Genomic DNA, 19408 nt, shown 5'->3' with positions numbered 1-19408 from the left:
TAAATCGAGACGATAAGGCATAAAACTACAGCTCTACCTGCCTAAAAGTTATATTGATCCGTCCCCTTTCCAGCCCACAATTATCCGGGACAGTGGCATCGTCGATACGCTTGATACCGTGAAATATCTTCCGTGAAGGACCACCAAATACAAGTGCATCGCCGCTTAATAGCAGCACGTCTTGCCAGGGTTTATTTCGATTTTCCGAATTTCCTGCGCGAAACACCGCTGTGGCACCTATGGATAGTGAAACAACCGGAGCCGAGGATTCTTCAAAAACATCCTGGTGCATTCCCATCCCGGAGCCTGGTGGATAGTAGTTCACCAGGGCAGCATCGATGCGATAATCAGAAGCCCACGGAGCCAGGTCGGAGTCGAGACAAACCGCTTGCTCGAAGGCCTCATACGCTTGGGTTAAAAAGTTGTTTGGGATATCGGGCACTTCTTGCCCCTGCCATTCAGATACATACTGGTGAGAGCTATATTCCCAGTGTTTTCCCAAAGACATAAGATGTGCGCTCATCGTCCCGCTCTTCCATTGTTGCTGATGCATCGCCAGAGGCGTATGCGCTAATCGACACGCAACCGCGCGCGCTTTCTCCACCATTACGCGCTGTTCTGCGAACGAAAGAAAGCCTGGTAAATGTACGATTCCAGGCCTGATTAACTGCGGAGATCTGGGTACTGGGTAAGAATCGAAAAGCGTAGGCACCCACCCAAATGTAGTAGCAATGTCAAACCTGGTTTTTAGAATCACGCGCATGAACATTGCCCCTCTTAACCACAGCCCTTTGCACTACCTCCGCACTCAAAAGTGGTGTCATCCAATATCTGCTGAAGCAGCCATCCCCACCACAGTTACACATTCCAGCAGACAGGCGGTTGGAAAACGGTCTGCAATAGAGCCGCCGAAACCACGCAGTAGCATATATCCCACTATGACTTTCTTTGACCTCGATTCCATTGGTAGCGGACTTCCAGTTATGGATTCTGTTCCCGCGATAGAGTCGGCTTTGCTTGCTGCTGGTTCCGTGATAGTCCAGGCGCCACCGGGCACGGGAAAAACTACAGTAATTCCACCGTTAATTTCCAATATCCTGAATAAAAACAGGTCTAGTCAGTGCAATCAGGGCAAAGTAATTGTGGTGGTGCCTCGTCGCGTCGCTGTCCGCGCAGCTGCACAGCGACTCATCTTCCTTGATGGCCTGCATAAAAATAGTGGCAGCGTGGGCTTTAGTATGCGAGGTGAGTCTCGGCGCGGCAAGCTCATAGAGTTTGTTACTCCAGGCGTGCTTCTACGCCGACTTTTGTCTGACCCAGAGTTACCAGGAGTATCGGCGGTTATCGTGGACGAGGTTCATGAGCGGCAACTGGATACCGATTTAGTTCTAGGCATGCTCATCGAGCTCCGAGAGCTACGCCCTGATCTATTCCTTGCTGTTATGTCTGCAACCGTAGATGCTCACGATTTTTCACGTCTTGTAGGTGCAGCACCCATTGTGACGGTAAACGCCGTTACGCACCCTGTGAACATAGACTATCGTCCGGCACCCGGACGCTCGGATTTTAGTCAAGATTATATTCATCACTTAGCATCAGTTACCGCGCACGCCGTCTCACAATCAGAGTATTCTGCGCTTGTCTTTGTGCCGGGTGTTCGTGAAGTTTCCGCACTATGCGCTGCTCTAGAAGCCACTACACACGTCAAGGTTCTGCCCCTGCACGGGCAGCTCAGCAGCACTGAGCAAGAAGCAGCGCTTAGTCCTGCTGAACAACGAATAGTCGTGTCTACGTCTATAGCAGAAAGTTCTCTCACTGTGCCCGGAGTAAGGATCGTCGTTGACACAGGACTTTCCCGTATCCCTAAACGCGATGCTGGAAGGGGAATGAGCGGGCTAGTCACAGTGAGTACTAGTCAGTCCTCTGCGGATCAGAGAGCTGGTCGCGCCGGACGCGAGGGGCCAGGCCATGTGCTGCGGTGTTATTCAGCGCAAGAGTTTTCTCGCTTTAGCCCTCATATCCCACCAGAGATATCTTCCGCCGATCTCACTCAAGCAGCCTTATTTTTAGCTAGCTGGGGTGCACCACGTGGCGAGGGATTTCCGCTACTTACTGCCCCACCGGCAGTAGCAATGGAACAAGCAGTAGAAACCCTTACCCGATTAGGGGCTTTGGATAGCTCGGGATACTGCACCGAACTCGGACGTACGTTAGCTACTCTCCCCGCCGATCCGCGACTTGGGAAATCACTCCTGGAATGCGGTACCTCAGCAATTCCCACTGTCGCTGCTTTAAGTACCAATATTCGAGGTGATGTTTCCAAAGAAATTCAGAATCTCGCCGGGCAGCGTCACTATGAGTTAGAAAAAACTAGGCTAGAAAAGCTCATTTCCCATAGGCACGGAGAGCCTTCATCTAGGAATCATTCCTATCAGGAGAAATCCCTCCACTCAGAGCCGGTTTCTCCCGGGGAGGCTATTGGTCGCGCTTTCCCAGAAAATATTGCCCGCGCAGACGGTGAATCATACCTGTTGGCCAAAGGCACAAGAGCGTTCCTTCGTAATATCCCATCGCTGTCGGGCTCACCATGGCTTGCGATCTCGGAAGTCGCTTTGTCCCAAGGGCCGCACAACCATGCGGTTATTCATACGGCTGCTGCCATTGATAAAGCCACTGCGCTAGAAATCATTGGTGTATCAGAAGACACCACAGCTACTTTCGCCGAGGGGAAACTACGAGGAACTCGCGTGACCAGAGCGGGTGCCATCGTATTAAGCTCAACACCTTGTGCCTTGGAAGGCGACTCTGCGAGGAAAGCACTTAAGGAGATAATTCAGTCTCGTGGATTAAACCTTTTTAATTTTTCAGAGAAAGCTTTAACCCTGAAAAATCGGCTCCGACACTTGCATAACTGCTATGGAGATCCTTGGCCAAACCTCGATTCCGTCACCGTGCAAGAATGGCTCGCTCCAGAAATCGACTATCTGTTATCGGGGACGCCTATCGCTAAAGTCGATATGTATCCGGCGCTCCAACGGCTGCTCCCCTGGCCCGAAGCTACTCACTTAGAAGAGCTAGCTCCCAGCACCCTCAACGTACCAAGCGGACGCAATGCCAGCATCGATTACTCCGGGGAGCGACCTAAAATCAGCATTAAGCTCCAAGAATGCTTTGGGCTTCAAAACTCCCCCATTATCTGCGGTCAACCACTACAATTTCAGCTTTTGTCACCGGCCGGTAGGCCCTTAGCAGTCACCGATGACTTGCACAGTTTTTGGGGTGGCCCATACCACCACGTCCGCTCAGAAATGCGAGGACGCTACCCCAAACATCCTTGGCCGGAAGACCCAACAACGGCGTTAGCCACCGGAAAGACTAAAAAAGCCCTCTCATAAACTGTGCTTGGTGCCTCACCCCAGTGGCGGCGGCGGAATTGGCGCACCTTGTGGAGGCGCTATGCGCGAATAAACAGCAACGTTCTGACACTCCGTATCTACTGAAGCGAGACCACCTGAACGAAGTGGAGCAGGATCCCAGTTCCCTTGAACAAGCGTTTTCTGCGACCACAGCCCAAGTGCAAGTATTGCGATGCCTATGAAAACAATCAGGATAAGCCCCACGGTCTGCCCGCCGTGCGCTGCTTCTCCAATAAGAATTCCAAACCACCCGAAGTCTGCATCACCAAAAGTGGTGTTTGCTTCTCCGAAAGAGCCAAGGACTCCAAGAAGAAAAGCTGGAAGGAAGGTGATGAGTAGCCCATTAACAAATGCCCCGCATAGTGCGCCTCTGCGTCCGCCCGTGGCGTTTCCATAAACTCCTGCCGCGCCACCAGTGAAAAAATGTGGAACTAGACCCGGGAGGATTAGTGCCACCCCGAATACTGGATTCAACCATGCAGAAAGCACTGCCAACCCGATGAGACCTCCAACAAAAGAGGAGATAAACCCTATCAGCACAGCATTTTGCGCATAAGGAAACACGATAGGACAATCCAGTGCAGGGATTGCACGGGGTACCACTTTTTCCGCAATACCTTGAAAAGCGGGGACTAATTCTCCCAAGATGGTACGCACGCCAAAAAGGATCACGGCTACCGCTACTCCAAACTGTAGGCCCTGAGTCACCGACTGCATAAGATAATTTCCTACGCCTGTAGCACCTCCGGTAAAGGCAGTGAAGGCCTCGTTTTTACCAGCCCTGAAGATGAAAAGCACTGCTAAAACTACATACATCAACGCCATCGAGAGTGCAGTAGCCACCATAGAATCGCGTAAAAATCTTAGTCCTTCAGGCAGTTTCAGTTCCTCGGTGGAAGGACTGATCTTCTTGCCTTTGCCCCCTACTAACTTACCCATGGCACCAGCAGCCACGTAGCCGGCAGTGCCAAAGTGACCAATCGCCACTGAGTCATCACCCGTGATTCGACGGGTCCACGGGTGTGCGATGGCGGGAAGAGAAACCATCAAAATACCAAGGAGGATAGCACCGGCGGTGATAACCACCCATGAGCTAAAACCAGCGGTGGCCATAACAATAGTCAACAATGTCGCCATGAAAAGAACATGATGGCCAGTGAGAAAAACATAACGTAACGGCGTAAAACGCGCCAACACCAAGGAGACGGCATATCCCAAAATCATGAGCCAAGCTACCTGGCTACCATAGTGCTCCTGAGCTATCCCCACGATCGCCTCGTTGGTAGGAACAACACCATGTGCTCCGGTAGCGCCTTGGATCATCACTCCTAGCGGCGCTAAGGAATCCGAAACTAGGCCGGCACCTGCCCCGATAAGAAGAAAACCTAACGTTGCTTTCAACGCACCGCCAAGCACTTTACCGGCGCCTCGCCCCATTGCTCCTAGGCCGACAGCCGTAATGATGCCGATAAGAAACGCTGGAACGGCAAGAATCTCGTTGACAAGAAATTCCGCAATCGAAAGTAGGACGTTCATGTGTGCCTCCGTTAGACGTCGAAAAGCTGCCGTAGAGCTGAGTCAATTTCTACTGGTGAAGTAAAGTTCTGGATAACGTAGACGGGCACTCCCAGATCACCGAGGGTCGCTGCGATTTCCCCCGAAGTCAAAATGAAATCTGCCTCATGAGCGCGCCCTTTTGCGGAAATCGTGTCGGTGGCTTCGACCGAAAAATAAGGGGACCACTTCCAATAATCGAGCACCTGTTCCACTGTGTTTTTCAGAAACAAAGAGGTCCCTAGGCCGTTCCCACACACCGTGAGTATTTTTCCTTTTGGTGCTGTTGCCTGCGTTTTTGCAGAATAATCAGCTGTAGAGGCAACCGCTGCTGCAGGCTTAACCGCCGAGTTCACGGTCAGGTCATCTTCCAAGACCGCCCGCAGTTCCTCCACGGTCTTCACCTGGTCAAGGGCGTTCTTGCGCTGTTTGTCTCCCAGTAGCTGTGCCAAGTCTTTCATCGCGGCAGTATGTACTGTGTCTCCCTGCGCGGCAAGAGCAACCACTAGGTGAACGGGGTCATTCTTCGAATGACCAAAAGAAACTGGTTGATCCAAATGCAGCCAAGAAATCGCAGTCTTTTTCACCGCAGAGGACGGGCGAGCATGCGCAAAAGCAAAGCCTGGCGCAACCACAATGTACGGTCCGTTGGCTTCCACATTTTCGATCATTGCCCTGGTGTACTCATCCGTTATCGCACCTGTCTTTTCTAAAAGGGCACCAGATTTGGCAATGGCATCACTCCAGGTCTCTGCTTTTCCATGCAGTTCTATTGATTCATCTGCAAGCAGTTCATTGAGCTTTGGCATCGTGACATCCTAAGGAGTTCAGCACTCACACGCGATGGCAGAAGTGCATACTAAGAGCTTGACGATATGTATAGCACCTGCGCCAGGCCCCGTCAGTTGTCTATTTCACGCTCCCACGACCTCATAACGCCTATGCGCCGTATAACTGCTGCGCTGTCAGGTATATGCTCATCACGATTACCAGGGTCAAGAGTGCTAGGCGCAAAATCTTAGTCCCCCCAGCCAATACCGTTTTGGCTCCAAGTTGTGCACCAGCAATATTTGCCACGGCCAAAACGATTCCTAGAGACCACAAAACATGGCCAGCTGCGATAAACACAACAAGAGCCCCCAGGTTGGTGGCAGTGTTTACAACTTTGGTTAAGGCCGCCGAACGCAAAAAATCTTGAGAGAGCAACGCGGTAAAAGCCATGATAAGAAACATGCCGGTCCCGGGCCCAAAGATGCCGTCGTAAAGCGCAATACCCCCGGTAGCCAGAACGGCAAGGGCACGCCGTCGAGCACTCGCACTTTTTGCGTGCCCTCCTTGCCCAAATTCTGGTTTAAAAGCAACAAAAATACCAGCTAGCAGCATAAGTCCGATCACCACCGGACGCATCACGTCTTTGCTTATCCACGCAGCCAGTAACGCACCCCCCGCCGAGCACAGGGCCGCGATAGGCACCAGCCGAAGCACCAGAGAGCTGTCAACCCCCACCTTCCGAGTCATTGTCACAGCGGCCGAGGCGGTTCCGCTCACAGCCACAAATTTATTCGTCGCAATAGCAACAACTGGGGCAAGTCCCGGCGCGACGGCCATGATAAGAGGAATAAGCACCAGGCCTCCGCCGCCAATCATGGCATCAATCCACCCAGCTATTCCTGCACCGGCAATCAAGATCCCCCAACCGCCCACACCAATGTCCACTGCTACCTCCGGCGTATTGATGGCTGCCAATTCCATCAGAAGATATTACGCTCGGTAATAGTCAAAAGTGATCTATTTCAGAGGTCCTTGTGAACCGGAGGAATGTCCATGAAGAAGCTCTTCACCGTAGCATTATCCGCAGTAGTTCTCTTTGGTGTGGGTTCATGCGCAAATAATAAGCCGCCGCAGCCTACAGCCACAGTCGCCGATGCATCGAGTACATCCCCGACTACTCAAACAACTCAGCAGCCCATGCCTGCACCGAGTTCCTCATCAACGCCCGCTATCCCGCAGAAAGACTCAACTTCAGCAAAGACGCCACCCCCAGCAGCTACCCCGATCCCAGCCGGAGGATATCTTCTGGCGCTGGATAAGGAAGTCACTCTTGCTTGTGTGATTGATTATCAATCGGGTGTCCTCGCTGATTGCTCCCCCACTACGCATGCGATTACTTGGAAAGCCACGAGCGGAAATCATCCGCAGGCCAATAGGCTCAAGGCGGTGTTCCCTCCGTTAAAACTTAGTGCTACTGGCGATGGCACCGCCATAGACGGCAGTGCCTTTAAGCGTCTCGACGCCGGCAAGAAGTACTCCGTTGACGCAGCAATCATCGACCTGACCGCACCCGGTAGCGTGACAATACGTGAGCATCAGGGGCCTGGAGTCCGGATTACTCGTGACTCTTTTGAAAAAGTCTCAGCGTAGGAGGTAGCACCATAGACCCAGGCTAAAGTCGGACGCCTGTTAGGAAGGAGCGCTCGACCGATGAGAAGATTCATTACAGATAGAGATCTTGCTCTCCGCTGGTCTGTGGTGGCACCCATATCCCTTGCGCTTGGCTTTCTTTTTGCTTTTCTCCATGTGCCTGCTGCGTGGATTCTTGCAGCTATTGCAACTTCCGGTGCTTCGGCCCTCATTACAGGCAAAGAGCTGCCAATGAACCGTCAGCTGTTTAATTTCGCTCGAGGTTTTATCGGTATTCTCGCAGCTCTTCCACTACTTTCCACCGAGTTGTTTCAACTCGGCCGCTTTGTTTTGCCCGGCATTGCGGTGACTATTGTGACATTAATGATCGGGGTTAGTGGCGGATTGTTGCTCACCCACAAAGAACCGGAAATCAGTCAGGAAACCGGAGTGCTCTCCATGCTGGCCGGAGGCGCTTCTATTATGCCGCTACTCGCTAAAGACCTAGGCGCTGACTATCGCTATGTCGCACTCAGCCAGTATCTGCGCCTACTCACGGTCTCTGTATCCCTCCCACTGATAACACATCTTTTCCCACATTCATCCACCAGCACTGCTCTGCCAGCTGCAGCACAGTCGCAACCGTGGTGGGCATTGACCATAGTGATTGTTATCGCCTTGGTAGGACATCGGGTGGGCAAGCTCTTAAGATTGCCAGCTGCATCGATCCTAGGTCCGATGGTTTTGCTGGTTGTCACCGGATTTTTTATCCCACATGAGGTAAGCCTCGCGCCACCCGAGCCCGTACGCTACTTTGCTTTTCTCTCCATTGGGTGGATCTGCGGTGGTTCACTCTCTTTAGGCGCGCTCAAAGCATTCGCGTCCCAGCTTCCCTCCACCATCCTCTTTGTTGTTGTGTTAATAGCAGGCTGCGCGCTGACTGCATGGCCGCTTATGTCCGTGCTGCATATCTCTTACTTTGAAGCGTATCTAGCTACTAGTCCGGGTGCGTTAGAAACCGTGCTGGCACTCTCTAGTGAAGGAGGAGCAGGGTCGGTCGTGGTGGCTACTCAGGTTATCCGACTCATCAGCGTGATTGCTTTAGCTGGATGGATACCCGCGTTTCTCCAGTTACTGCGACGCGGAAAACCTAAAGCGTCATGATACTTTTAGGTCTGGTCAGACTCCCACTGCTGTTTCTGTTCTTCAGATTTCTTGTGATTACGGACCGCCACGATGCCCACAAAGATAGCGATCATCAAGGGCACCCAGACTTTTTTATATTCAAGAAGAAACATTACCCACCATGGGAGCTCAAAGTGAGGCAACTCCCAATCGGGAAACTGCACCACGGGTAACGTAATGTGCGGAAATCTTGGGACAGGAAGATTAATTGAAGGAAGTTCTGGAAGATCAATAAAGTCCCACTCTGGCAGCAACTCCAATAGTTTTTTCACGACCCTGCTGACTATTGGCCCCAGTATGATCACACCAATTGCCCAGCCGCTTTTGCCCAGGCCTGCCATCATGGGGAACAGGAGCCGTTTGATGCTGCTTTCTTGCATCGCTTGCTGACGTTTATGTCCCCGGGTTCCCGCAGGAGGAGTAAATTCTACGACCTGGTTTCCTTCGCGATACTCGATGCTCAGAATCTCGTTGAACATATTGGAATGCACGTAAAGGTGAGGCTTTTTTCGGTTTACCTTTGCCATAACTGACGTAGTTAAAGAGTCACCTATGGATTTGCTCAAGGCTATTCGACCCGAGGGAACGTCGGTAAGCTGACGCCTTATCTCGCCATTCACCTTAATTTGTAACCGGACCGCAGGATTGTGCACAAGAGCTTCTATACGTTCCTTGAACCCCGCGTTGGAATCAACATGGCGGATTTCTTTCTCAGAAGGTTCCTCCGGCCAATCCGGGTTGATCTCACGAAATTCCGCATCATAACCCCGCTCAACACTAATAACGCCCAGATCAGGGTGTTCAAAAGACCATATTTCCATCAGCCTTCATCCTCCCCAAAAGAACGCATCCCTCGAGGATCCCCAAAAGCGCCGCCTATAAAAGCAAGGACCACCATAATGGGGAGATAGATCCAGGTCCCTGCGTTAAAGTACATCTGCATGGCGATGAAGTATGCCGCCCCAATAAGCAGCGGAAAACTAGCGGTAAAGCGAAAGGTTCGTGCGTCGATAAAGCCAAAAGTCAATGCTAAAAGCAACAATGCTGTTAGTATGATGCCGCCGCTTGTAAAAAGATGTAGCAGCGGCGGAACCAGAATAATCATGAGCAAAAAAATCATGATCATTACGTAGCTCCAAGATTTGCGCGAACTTTTCTTTGAACCGTCTTTTTCCATGATCCTTCTTAGGGGCTAATTTTGTTCACGAGGTCGTGTACAGCTGCAAGGTCTTGGTAATCAAGCCTGAGTGTCTCCACGAGTTCCTCTTGCATTTTATCGGCAAGCGGTTTGAGCCGCTTGCCTTTAGCAGTAAGAAAAATACGTAATCTTCGAAAATCATCCGTTACATGCTTACGACGAACAAACCCATTATCCTCCATGCGCTGCAGCAGAGGAGACAGGGTTCCGCTATCCAAATTCAGTGGATCTGCAAGCTGACCAATCGATCTGCCATCGCGTTCCCATAAGCAGACGAGAACCAGGTACTGCGGATAGGTGATACCCCAGTCGTCGAAATAAGGGCGATATATACGCTGCATCAGACGAGATGCTGTATATAACTGAAAGCAGATGAGCTCATCAAGTGCATGATCTTTGGCCATATATTAATTATATTGTGCGCAATTAAATTACACCAAGCTTAAGTATAAAGCTCAGCTAGCCTTCAAAACTTGTGTTCCGAGGATAGACATGGGGATTGATCCATAAGACAGTGCCCGAGTATGGAACTGCTTGAGCGTCTGCCCCTGATCTAAAGCACGGTCGCGCAACTGCTGCCACAGGCGCTGCCCTAATGCGTAAGAAGGAGCCTGACCGGGCCAGCCTAGATAACGATCCAGTTCAAAAGCAAGGTTGCGCTCGTCCATGGCAGAGTTTTCACGCAGGAAGAATTTTGCGTACGACGCATCCCAAACGCTGCTTCCTTCCGGTGTTCGCTTTCCTAGATGAACACCGATATCTAGTACAACGCGGGCCGCGCGAAGACGCTGCGCATCCAGCATTCCCATCCGAGTACCTAGGTCATCGTGATAACCCAAGTCCGCCATTAGCTGTTCCGCATAAAGCGCCCACCCCTCGCCATGCCCCGAATTCCAGCAGGCAATTCTGCGCCAAAGGTTCAGGTTCTCACGCTCGCAAACCGCTTGGCCGCACTGAAGGTGATGTCCCGGGACAGACTCGTGGAAGACAGTGGTTAGCTCCTGCCATGTATGAAAAGTATTTTGTCCCGCTGGAACAGACCACCACATGCGGCCGGGGCGAGAAAAATCATCCGAAGGCGGAGTATAAAAAATTCCGCCGGTACCAGCAGGGTCAATGCAGGCTTCCAAGCTCTGTACCGGCTGCGGAATATCAAAGTGAACACCGTTGAGGTCAGCGATAGTTTTATCCGCTTGTTCCTGCATCCATTCCCTCAGCGCATCAGTACCTGTGATCGTATAACGCGACTCAGTATCCAGCTTCTTCATGGCAGCGGCAACGGAAGTTCCTGACCCATAGAGCTTCTCAGCGATATTTTGCTGTTCGGCCACTATCTCTTGCAGCCGATCAAGGCCCCACTCATAGGCGTCGTCAAGATCTACTACATCACCTACAAATAGGTGGCTAAAACGCTCGTACCGCTCTCGACCTACCGCATCATGATGAGGAGCATGCGGTGCCAACTGGTCGCCCAACCACTCGGCCATAGAACCAAAAGACTTCTTTGCAGACACCACAGCGTCAGAATGCGGATCCACTCCCAATTTGTCGAGCATAGAACCCGGTTGTGTGAGCTCACGGCATTGTCCGATTGCAGCCTCAATCTGGCGAATCGCCGATACTTTTCCGTGCGAGGCCGCCAAGGTCAAAGACTCCCGGTATCCCGCGAGTGCCTTGCCTACTTGCGATAGACGAGATGCAATGGCCTCGCGCTGCTCCTCGGTGTCTTGCGGCATCAATAAGAAGGTGTCCCTGATGGTCTGAATCGGAGACGCGATGTTATTGAGCTGGCCTAAAAACTCATCATTATGGTGCAGTGACAGATCTAGACACACCCGGTCCCTGAGAACGGCAGCGGTAACGATATCGACCTCATCAAAATCGTCTTCGTCGTCGCAGTCATCGGTGCCGTCGTCCAATGCATCAACATCCGCGAGCATCTCACGGTTACGATCCGCTACGGCTTCCCAATAGGCCGGGGAGAAATCTTGTAATTCTCCCGCATGTCCCTCAATCCCCCATGCTGTCGCCTCAGTCGGCGATAACGCAGCAAGGTCATGAACAAATGCTTCGCAGGAAGCATCAAGGAGCGAGGGGGGCCGCACGTCCGCATTTCCGTGAGTCATGGTTGGCTAGTTTAGCCAGAAGCGCGAATTCCTTCCAAGAAGTAGACCGCCTTCTGCTTCTGGCAGACAAAGCTCCAAGGGAAAATGGCACCTTGAAGCCTTATAGCCCCTCAGCTAGTTCCATTTCAGGCCGGGATTTACCCAGTTGCTAAAGCCCTCAAAAAGCTCATCCGTGTTTCCCGCGATAACCAGTGCCTCAATGTATCGCTGTGCAATAAAGCCTTCTTCGCTCATCGCTTGGAAGGCGTTGACCAGTGGTTCCCAATATTCCTCTACGTTAAAAAGCGCCACGGGGCCGCAGTAAGGGCCAAGCTGCTGGCGGACTAGCACTTCAAACATTTCTTCCATGGTGCCCATTCCGCCGGGCAAAACTACAAAAGCGTCTGCCAGATCTTCCATTCGAGTCTTACGCTCAGCAATGGATTCTGTGATGTCCAGTCGAGTTAGTCTTGGGTGCGCCTGCTCTAGATCAACAAGATTCTGAGGCATAACACCATGCACCTCCCCTCCTGCAGCGATAGCAGCGTCTGCGGTTTCCCCCATCAACCCCAGTTTCCCGCCAGCATAAACCATGGTGATGCCGCGTTCTGCAAGCGCCGTGCCGAGCGCACGCGCCGCGGCGGTGTAGTCCGGTCGTGCCCCGTGTGCAGAACCGCAGTACACTGCCACGCTCCGAATTTTCGGGCTGAGAGTTTTGAGCATCACACTCCCCGCCGCGGATCCACCGTCTTGAGTCACATAATCGCAGCGCGCATAAAGGCGTCGAGCGGGACTCTCCTTCTCCACATTCACCGCAACCCCCGGCCAACCATGGACCCGGCCGTACTCTTCAGCCTGATCCAGCATCCATTGACCTACGCCCTTGCCATGCCATTCCTCCGCAAGGTACAGCGTCAATTCCGGAACTCTGGCGTTGATAAACCCGAATCCTCTGATAAAGGCAGCCCACATCACGCCGACGGTCTCTCCCGCATCATCAGCGAGGAGAAGACCTATATCGCCACGGGTAGGATCAAAATCGAGATAATTACGCAAAGGCTCGGACGCAAAATCCTGCACATCAAAACGCTGTTCAAAGCGATTTAAGTTTTTTAACAGTGCGGTTGCACGTATATCTTTGTCGTCCGAAGTCATGGCGCGAACAGTCAGGCCGGAAATCAACGGCTCCTGAGGGGAAAAGCTCATGGGGAATCAGTCTAGTGTGATTCCCCTATAAAACTATGAATACATATGCTTATGGCATACGTCCGAAGCTTTAGCTTGCTTTACGACGCCGCGAGCGCACCGCGTCCCAGAGCACGCTGAGCACCACGAAGGCCAAGCAAGTAACACCAAATACTGGGGCAAAGAATCCATAAGCAATCATGCCCACCACTGCGAGGATCCCCGCCAGGCCAAAACGACGCTCCGCGCCACGGGCGCGCGTGGGTGCATCCGCCACGAGTTGGCCTTGCGGACGACGCTGGAACCACAACATATAACCGCGTACAACCAAGATGATGATGCCTACCGCAAGCAATCCCAACACAATCTGGTTGGGAAGCCCCAGCATCGTGCCCATGTGCAGCTGAATCATCCATGCCGTAGCTTGCGCAGCAAAAGGCCAATCAACAAATGCCAGACGGGCCGTTACTTCACCCGTATCGCCATTGACTGCAATAGAGTTGTTATCTTTGCGGTACGCCTGGCGATTCTCCATGACGCTCCATGCCTGGCCTGCTTCACTTGGCGGCCGCAAGGTGACACCGCTACGCAATTCAGCAGCAGCAGTCGCCGCAACGTGTGTAGCTTGCTCGGCAAGGCTCAGCTTTGCAGAGGGCGAGGTCGCCGAATGGCTGCCATGATCGTGACCGGCATGGTCGTGGCCGGCATGCGGATCTTTTACTGCAGGGGCGGCGAAACCGTCGAGGGAAGTAGTTACTTTCGGAGTAGTCCAATTCAGCTCAGTGCGAACTTTGCCAATATTGGTACCGGCCACCGAAGACCATGTTAGGCCTGTGAAGGTAAAAAAGATCATGCCCAGCGCAAGAGCTGTACCCAATGCGCCGTGCCAGCGCAGGTTCCTAGTGCGTCCACGGCCAGATACCTTCAACATAGCGGCGATCCTTCCGGTACCGCTGCGCTGACGCTTCCACCATAGGTACACGCCGCTGACAGCTAGGACCCCAAGCCAGGAAGCCGCAAACTCAGAATAGAAGCGGCCGATATCTCCTAACCACAGATCACGATGTCCGTGAGACAACCAATCTCGCAATGGCAGCGCCCCAGCGTTGCCATATTGCACCATGTCTCCCGTGATCTCGCCATTGTAAGGGTTAACAAATACGGCATCGCTAAAGCTTGCGCTCTTAGTGGGGTGTTTAAACAGCACTCGTACTGCCTGATCTTTTTCGCCAACACGAATACCAGAGATGGGCTGATCGGGGTGGCGTTGAGTAGCTATATCCACGATCTTTTCCATTGGGAGCTGCTTCGCATCAGCAGGAACCTCAACAGTGGTGTTGCTTGAGTACACCGCGTTCTCCAGCGTCGGGGCAAAGGCATACGCGAGCCCAGTGAGAGAAGCTATGAAGATAAGCGGCGCACAGACAATTCCCGCAAAGAAATGAAGTCGACGTAGATGGCGTGGCAAATGACGGGACTTCCCGCTCTTTTCGCCGGAACGTCCAGTGCCAGATTCTGCAACTTTTGCCGCTGCACTTCCCGCCGAGAGGGCTTGATCGGTGGTGACCATGTATTCCTAATACCGCTTTCATACACAAGTTGGATTACGGACTGAAAAACAGCCGCACCGCGATGGGCGCACCCTAAAGGGGACTATCCCCGTTGTGAGCCAAGGGCGAGGATCATTTCCCGACACGCTAAGAGATGCACCCGCGCGACGTTAGTAGTTGTCGCGTAAAAGTCAGCAAGAGTTCCCAAAGTTCAAACCTTTATTAATTTTTTCAACACGTCGAAGTTCGGCGTCATGTCATTCATGTCGCCCATGTCACATGACATGGAGAAATGGCCACCCCTCCCCCAGCAACGCTCATAACATCCCCAACATCCCGGACCGTCAGGAAATACAGCCGGGGGTAGCTATCCCCCAATTCGCGGTCAATCCTCCCTATCACATGCCGGCATCCACCTTTACCCAAGAAGGTCCAAAGCTTAAATAGTGAAATTTGACCCAAAAACTTTTTTGCAAATCATTTTTGAAAAACACACCGCTCAGCAAGACTTTTTCTTCATCCCAAATATTCTACAAAAACTATACTGATCAGTCTATTTAAATACTTCATATCTATATTTAAGCTGCTCACAGGTTACTAAAGTCGGGCAACAAGGGGTGAATAATTTAGACTGCGCGGTCTATCGCTATAGAATTTTATTATGCACACGCGCAGCCATTTGAGGAATATCCCTTCTTTTACTCAGCCGTCAGCACCGGCTGCATCGTGCCTACACCTCATCAGGCACTTCCAACCGGTGACGCGTTCCAAGCTTGTCCACGGCTCCGGAAAATCCCAGCCCACCGTGACCCGAGCCGTCGCCGCACTCATGGAAGTAAAGCTTGTCCGAGAAAGACCAGACCTCTCCATTCCCAATGGACCAGGGCGCCCCACTATCCCCATCGAGCTTTCTGCATCTCCATGGGTGCAGATTGGTTTAGCTGTAGGAACCAAGACCACATATGTAGGCGCATGCAGCACTCGTGGCGCAGTGATACAGGAAAAAATCCTTGACATTACCCCGTCGCAGATGAGCGCAGATCAATATGCTGAGACACTATCCACAACCATCCGTGAGATCGCAGAGCTTAGCGAGCTTCCGCTGGCCAACGTAGGCATTGCAACATCGGGTTACGTCAATGACCTCGGTCTTGTTACAGCAAAAAATCTCGGATGGGAAGGCGTAGATCTCGCCGGACGAATTTATAACCGCATTTCCGTTCCCGTGGCCATCACCAGTGCTATTACGGCGATTGCAGGTGCTGAGCAGCAGGCACAAAACCCCGATGTGCCCGCCAACTCACTCATTTTTTACGCCGATGATTCCATCGGAGCGGCGCTTCAAAATCCCCAAGAAGTAATGGTGCTACCGCTCGATGAGAATATCCACGGGGCATCTTCTCTAGGGGCCGCCGCTGTGGCCTTAGTCGAGCAAGCACGACCAAAAGTTCTCGTCCTTGCCGGCTCCGCTTTTGAGAACTCCGAGGATGCTCTGGCGGTAGGACAAGCACTGCGTAAGTCGCCCCACGGAACAAAGGATAAGTTGGAGATCCGAGTGATCCCCACTCATCTTGATAACGCCCGCGCTGCCGCTCGCGCCATCGCAATGGATCGACTTATAGAAGACCCTCTGGGACTAGCTAAACGACTAATCACTAAGCGCAGGCGAGCTGCTAGCTAAAGCGCACCTGATCCAAACTCAGGCCCGCCCCAAGCTCCCTGTGCATGCTGGCAGTATGCACATATCTGCCGGCATGCGAGATAAAACCCGCCGATTGCTCAGAGGAAAGCTCCCGCCGGACTTTAGCCGGAACCCCCGCAGCAAGGACCCCGGCGGGTATTTCTTGTCCCTCAAGTACTACGGCCCCTGCAGCAATCAAGCTTCCCTGGCCAACAACCGAGTGCGAAAGCAATGCAGAGTGCATACCCACCAGAGCCCCGCTCCCCACGGTAGAGCCATGCACTAAAGCCATATGCCCCACAGTAACGTCCTCGCCTAGGATGCACGGTGCATCGCCGTCGACATGCAACACTGAATTATCTTGAATATTGGTTCGGGCGCCCACACGGATCATGTTGATGTCCGCCCTTAAAACACATCCATAAAACACAGAGGCATGCGCCGCTATCTCTACGTCGCCGATCAAGGTAGCGTTCGGCGCGATAAAAGCGGTCTCGTGAACTCGCGGAGTTTTGCCGTTAAATGGCAAAATAATCGGACCAGGATTCACAAATTCTCCTTTAGCGCTTCACTACCGTCAGACAAACTCAGCCGCGTGCATAACCGTTATCAACTCGACGGCTCTCGGCTCGACCGGGATGCGCTGGAAATTCCGCAGGGTATCCCATACCGATAACCAACCCCACAGCGCGATCACTGCGGTCCGCTAAGCCTATAGCAGCAAGAATTTTCGCCTCATCCCAACCTGTGGTGGGCGAGGTGGCCAGGCCTTCACCTTGAGCGGCGATCAACGCAAAGCCTGCTACCAACATAGCGTCTTTGAGCGCCGTCTCACGTAGATGCGCGGCATCGGCATCAGCTAAAACATTGCGCACAAACGTCGCACGCTCCGCTCCAAGGACTTCATCGAGATCCTCGGGAACGTCGGCACGCGCGACTGTGATGAGGACTACTGGGGCGTCGCGAAGCTGCTTTTGCCCCGAAGCTTCAAAAATCTTATCTTTGATCGCTTGATCTCAGACTACCACCAAGTCTGCACGCTGCGCATTAAAGGCGCTCGGTGCCTGAAGAGCTTGTGAAACGACGGCATCAAGCACCACGTCGCTCACCTCCTGCTCTGTGTATTTACGAGTAGCACGGCGATTCGCAATTGCCTCAGCAACAGTAAGGGACACGGGAAACTCCTTAAAAACACTCACTAATTTTCTTAGGTATGGTACGAAAGTATCCCCCACAGGACGCAATCGCAAAGGAGGTCACGTTCTCCATGGCAGTTATCGACGCCTCTCTGCCGCTCTCCGCGCGACTTCCCGCACGAGGTCTCTTTGAGGATGACTGGCGCGCCCGCCCCACACCACACAACCCCTACCCTGTGATTTTGATTCACGGCACCGGGGTGACCAAAGGCGATTGGATGGAACTAGGCACAGATCTACGCAAGAAAGGCTACGCAGTTTTTGCACCCGATTTTGGAATGCGCTCAACGGCCGCAGTGGCAGAATCAGCAGACCAAGTTGGCGCATACATCCATGCAGTGCTCAAGGTCACCGGTGCCAAGCAAGTGATCCTCGTTGGGCATTCTCAGGGAGGAATCCTAGCCAGGTATTGGATGCATCATCTGGGCGGAGCACGCTATGTATCACACCTAATCTGCCTTGCTGTTCCTAATCATGGCACTTCTCACGGTGGCGTTATCAGCCCTCTTACCCGCACCGCTCGCGGTACAGTTGTGGTCGATTCCATCATCACCAACTTTTTCGGTGCCTCAGGATTTGAGATGCTTGCCGAAAGCGACCTCATCCAAGAGCTCAACGCTAACGGCGATACGCTGCCCGGCATCTATTACTCCTGCATTACTACAAAATCCGATACCATCATTCAGCCAGCGGAATCTTGTTTCCTCGCAGGCCCCCTCGTCCGCAATATTTATGTGCAAGCAGTATCAAAGCGTGCAATAGTCCTCCACGAGGATGTCCCTCATGACCGCCGCGTACGACGCATCGTGCTCAGCGAGCTAGAACGAGTGGAACGTCTTACTACTAAAAAGCACGTGCGCACCGAACATAACGCTTGACACTACTGACGCTGCACAAGCTCAATTCAAGGCGAACGAGAAGACTTCCTCCAGAGCATCGGCAGCATCCGCAGAGAAAGCCTGAGGGTCTCCCTCGAAAGACAAACCCGCATTATCTCACCGATTTCAACGATCCTCAATGATCAGAGGACAAATCAAATTTTTTAGCAAGATCCATGCGTGTTCCGCCAAAAAAGGGTAGGTTTTCCCTGCTAAGGGTAGGTTTCCAATCCTTGCCCTCCGCCACTCCTTAGGACACAATCGACAGGAGACTCCCGTTTATTGAGTAATGCCGCTTTCTACCGTATGCAGGGTCATCATGACGCTCCCCGACCACAACACCACGCAGCCAGCCGCTCAAAAAGAGCAATCAAATCGGCTTAACTCCCGCCTCAACTGGCTGAGGGCTGGCGTGCTCGGAGCTAACGACGGAATCGTTTCCGTCTCCGCCCTTATCCTTGGCGTAATAGCTACTGATGTAAGTCACGGCGCCATTTTGGCTTCCGGCGTTGCCGCTACGATAGCTGGTGCCATTTCCATGGCCCTGGGAGAGTTTGTGTCAGTCTCTGCACAACGCGACTCAGAGCATATGGTCATGGAACGCGAACGACTAGAACTGCTTCATACTCCCGATGAAGAGCGACAAGAGATCGCAAAAATCCTTTCAGGGTACGGAATGACAGAGGAAACCGCTTTACAGGCGGCTACCGAAATCGGGCGCAATGATCCCTTCCCTGCGCACTTGCGCATCGAATACGGCATCGACGCCCAAGACCTGACCAGCCCATGGCACGCTGCTTTTTCTTCCGCAGCCGCCTTCACCGTGGGAGCCATTCTCCCCTTGCTCATGGTGGTCATCGCCCCTCAGGAGAACAGCGCTATAGGCATCATCGCGGTCAGCTCGATCACCATCATCGCTCTAGCTATTACCGGATATCTCTCTGCAGCCATCGCCGGCACGTCACGGATGCGTTCCGTTTTACGCCTGGTGATCGGCGGCACCATCGGGTTAGTTCTCACCTATGGAGCAGGCGCACTTTTCGGAGGAGTCCTCTAGCAC

17 protein-coding genes and 1 pseudogene are annotated in these 19408 nt (G+C 52.7%); 6 read left to right on the top strand and 12 right to left on the bottom strand.

Going from position 1 to position 19408, the window contains the following annotated elements; genetic code table 11:
- Window positions 1–25: 25 nt before the first annotated feature.
- On the bottom strand, window positions 26–769 hold the full coding sequence (locus CpATCC19410_RS00430) for an alpha-ketoglutarate-dependent dioxygenase AlkB (RefSeq protein WP_014400904.1): 744 nt from the start codon (window positions 767–769) through the stop codon (window positions 26–28).
- A gap of 169 nt (window positions 770–938) precedes the next feature.
- On the opposite strand from CpATCC19410_RS00430, the gene hrpB reads away from it, so the two are divergent.
- A complete protein-coding gene (hrpB, locus tag CpATCC19410_RS00425) occupies window positions 939–3395 on the top strand; it encodes an ATP-dependent helicase HrpB (protein WP_014400903.1) in 2457 nt (818 codons plus the stop codon).
- Window positions 3396–3410: 15 nt separating this feature from the next.
- Here the strand turns inward: hrpB and ulaA are convergent, their stop codons facing one another.
- From ulaA to CpATCC19410_RS00410, 3 genes are all read right to left on the bottom strand, one after another.
- Entirely contained in the window at window positions 3411–4952 is a 1542-nt protein-coding gene (gene ulaA, locus CpATCC19410_RS00420) for a PTS ascorbate transporter subunit IIC (RefSeq protein WP_013240944.1), read from the bottom strand.
- 11 nt (window positions 4953–4963) lie between these two features.
- Complete coding sequence (locus tag CpATCC19410_RS00415; RefSeq protein ID WP_013240943.1) at window positions 4964–5779, bottom strand: PTS sugar transporter subunit IIA; 816 nt, start codon at window positions 5777–5779, stop codon at window positions 4964–4966.
- A 130-nt stretch (window positions 5780–5909) separates the two neighbouring features.
- The gene (locus CpATCC19410_RS00410; protein ID WP_014400902.1) at window positions 5910–6722 is read right to left on the bottom strand and encodes a TSUP family transporter; all 813 of its coding nucleotides are present in this window, start codon (window positions 6720–6722) and stop codon (window positions 5910–5912) included.
- A gap of 72 nt (window positions 6723–6794) precedes the next feature.
- Here CpATCC19410_RS00410 and CpATCC19410_RS00405 point away from each other — a divergent pair, with 72 nt between their 5' ends.
- Window positions 6795–7391, top strand: coding sequence for a hypothetical protein (locus tag CpATCC19410_RS00405; protein ID WP_014300379.1), 597 nt, complete (start codon window positions 6795–6797; stop codon window positions 7389–7391).
- Between the two features lie 60 nt (window positions 7392–7451).
- Window positions 7452–8534, top strand: coding sequence for an AbrB family transcriptional regulator (locus CpATCC19410_RS00400; protein WP_013240940.1), 1083 nt, complete (start codon window positions 7452–7454; stop codon window positions 8532–8534).
- Window positions 8535–8539: 5 nt separating this feature from the next.
- On the opposite strand, the gene CpATCC19410_RS00395 is transcribed toward CpATCC19410_RS00400, so the two are convergent.
- From CpATCC19410_RS00395 to CpATCC19410_RS00370, 6 genes are all read right to left on the bottom strand, one after another.
- Window positions 8540–9376, bottom strand: a complete 837-nt coding sequence (locus tag CpATCC19410_RS00395) for a hypothetical protein (RefSeq protein WP_013240939.1) — start codon at window positions 9374–9376, stop codon at window positions 8540–8542.
- On the bottom strand, window positions 9376–9732 hold the full coding sequence (locus tag CpATCC19410_RS00390) for a hypothetical protein (RefSeq protein ID WP_013240938.1): 357 nt from the start codon (window positions 9730–9732) through the stop codon (window positions 9376–9378). Before CpATCC19410_RS00390 ends, CpATCC19410_RS00395 begins: the two co-directional genes overlap by 1 nt.
- An 8-nt stretch (window positions 9733–9740) precedes the next feature.
- Window positions 9741–10157 carry a MarR family winged helix-turn-helix transcriptional regulator gene (locus CpATCC19410_RS00385; protein WP_013240937.1) on the bottom strand — a complete coding sequence of 139 codons (417 nt, stop codon included), beginning with the start codon at window positions 10155–10157 and terminating at the stop codon, window positions 9741–9743.
- Window positions 10158–10208: 51 nt separating this feature from the next.
- Entirely contained in the window at window positions 10209–11879 is a 1671-nt protein-coding gene (locus CpATCC19410_RS00380) for a DUF885 domain-containing protein (RefSeq protein ID WP_014400901.1), read from the bottom strand.
- 114 nt (window positions 11880–11993) lie between these two features.
- Entirely contained in the window at window positions 11994–13064 is a 1071-nt protein-coding gene (locus CpATCC19410_RS00375) for a TIGR00730 family Rossman fold protein (RefSeq protein WP_013240935.1), read from the bottom strand.
- Between the two features lie 70 nt (window positions 13065–13134).
- Window positions 13135–14613 carry a PepSY-associated TM helix domain-containing protein gene (locus tag CpATCC19410_RS00370; protein ID WP_086591952.1) on the bottom strand — a complete coding sequence of 493 codons (1479 nt, stop codon included), beginning with the start codon at window positions 14611–14613 and terminating at the stop codon, window positions 13135–13137.
- Window positions 14614–15254: 641 nt separating this feature from the next.
- Here CpATCC19410_RS00370 and CpATCC19410_RS00365 point away from each other — a divergent pair.
- Window positions 15255–16274 (top strand): ROK family protein, encoded by a 1020-nt coding sequence (locus CpATCC19410_RS00365; RefSeq protein ID WP_013240933.1) that lies wholly within the window; start codon window positions 15255–15257, stop codon window positions 16272–16274.
- On the opposite strand, the gene CpATCC19410_RS00360 is transcribed toward CpATCC19410_RS00365, so the two are convergent.
- Together CpATCC19410_RS00360 and CpATCC19410_RS00355 are read right to left on the bottom strand one after the other, a co-directional pair.
- Window positions 16267–16824: a gamma carbonic anhydrase family protein gene (locus CpATCC19410_RS00360; protein ID WP_013240932.1), complete on the bottom strand. Its 558-nt coding sequence runs from the start codon at window positions 16822–16824 to the stop codon at window positions 16267–16269. The genes CpATCC19410_RS00365 and CpATCC19410_RS00360 overlap by 8 nt on opposite strands.
- A gap of 37 nt (window positions 16825–16861) precedes the next feature.
- Window positions 16862–17449: pseudogene (locus tag CpATCC19410_RS00355) on the bottom strand (nitroreductase family protein).
- Window positions 17450–17541: 92 nt separating this feature from the next.
- On the opposite strand from CpATCC19410_RS00355, the gene CpATCC19410_RS00350 reads away from it, so the two are divergent.
- Complete coding sequence (locus CpATCC19410_RS00350; protein ID WP_014300374.1) at window positions 17542–18348, top strand: esterase/lipase family protein; 807 nt, start codon at window positions 17542–17544, stop codon at window positions 18346–18348.
- Window positions 18349–18667: 319 nt separating this feature from the next.
- Window positions 18668–19405, top strand: coding sequence for a VIT1/CCC1 transporter family protein (locus CpATCC19410_RS00345; RefSeq protein WP_013240929.1), 738 nt, complete (start codon window positions 18668–18670; stop codon window positions 19403–19405).
- Window positions 19406–19408: the final 3 nt, after the last annotated feature.

Source organism: Corynebacterium pseudotuberculosis, assembly GCF_002155265.1.
In the GTDB taxonomy this organism is placed as follows: Bacteria; Actinomycetota; Actinomycetes; order Mycobacteriales; family Mycobacteriaceae; genus Corynebacterium; species Corynebacterium pseudotuberculosis.
Note: the sequence above shows the minus strand (reverse complement) of the source record. Positions and strands in the feature narration are given on the sequence as shown.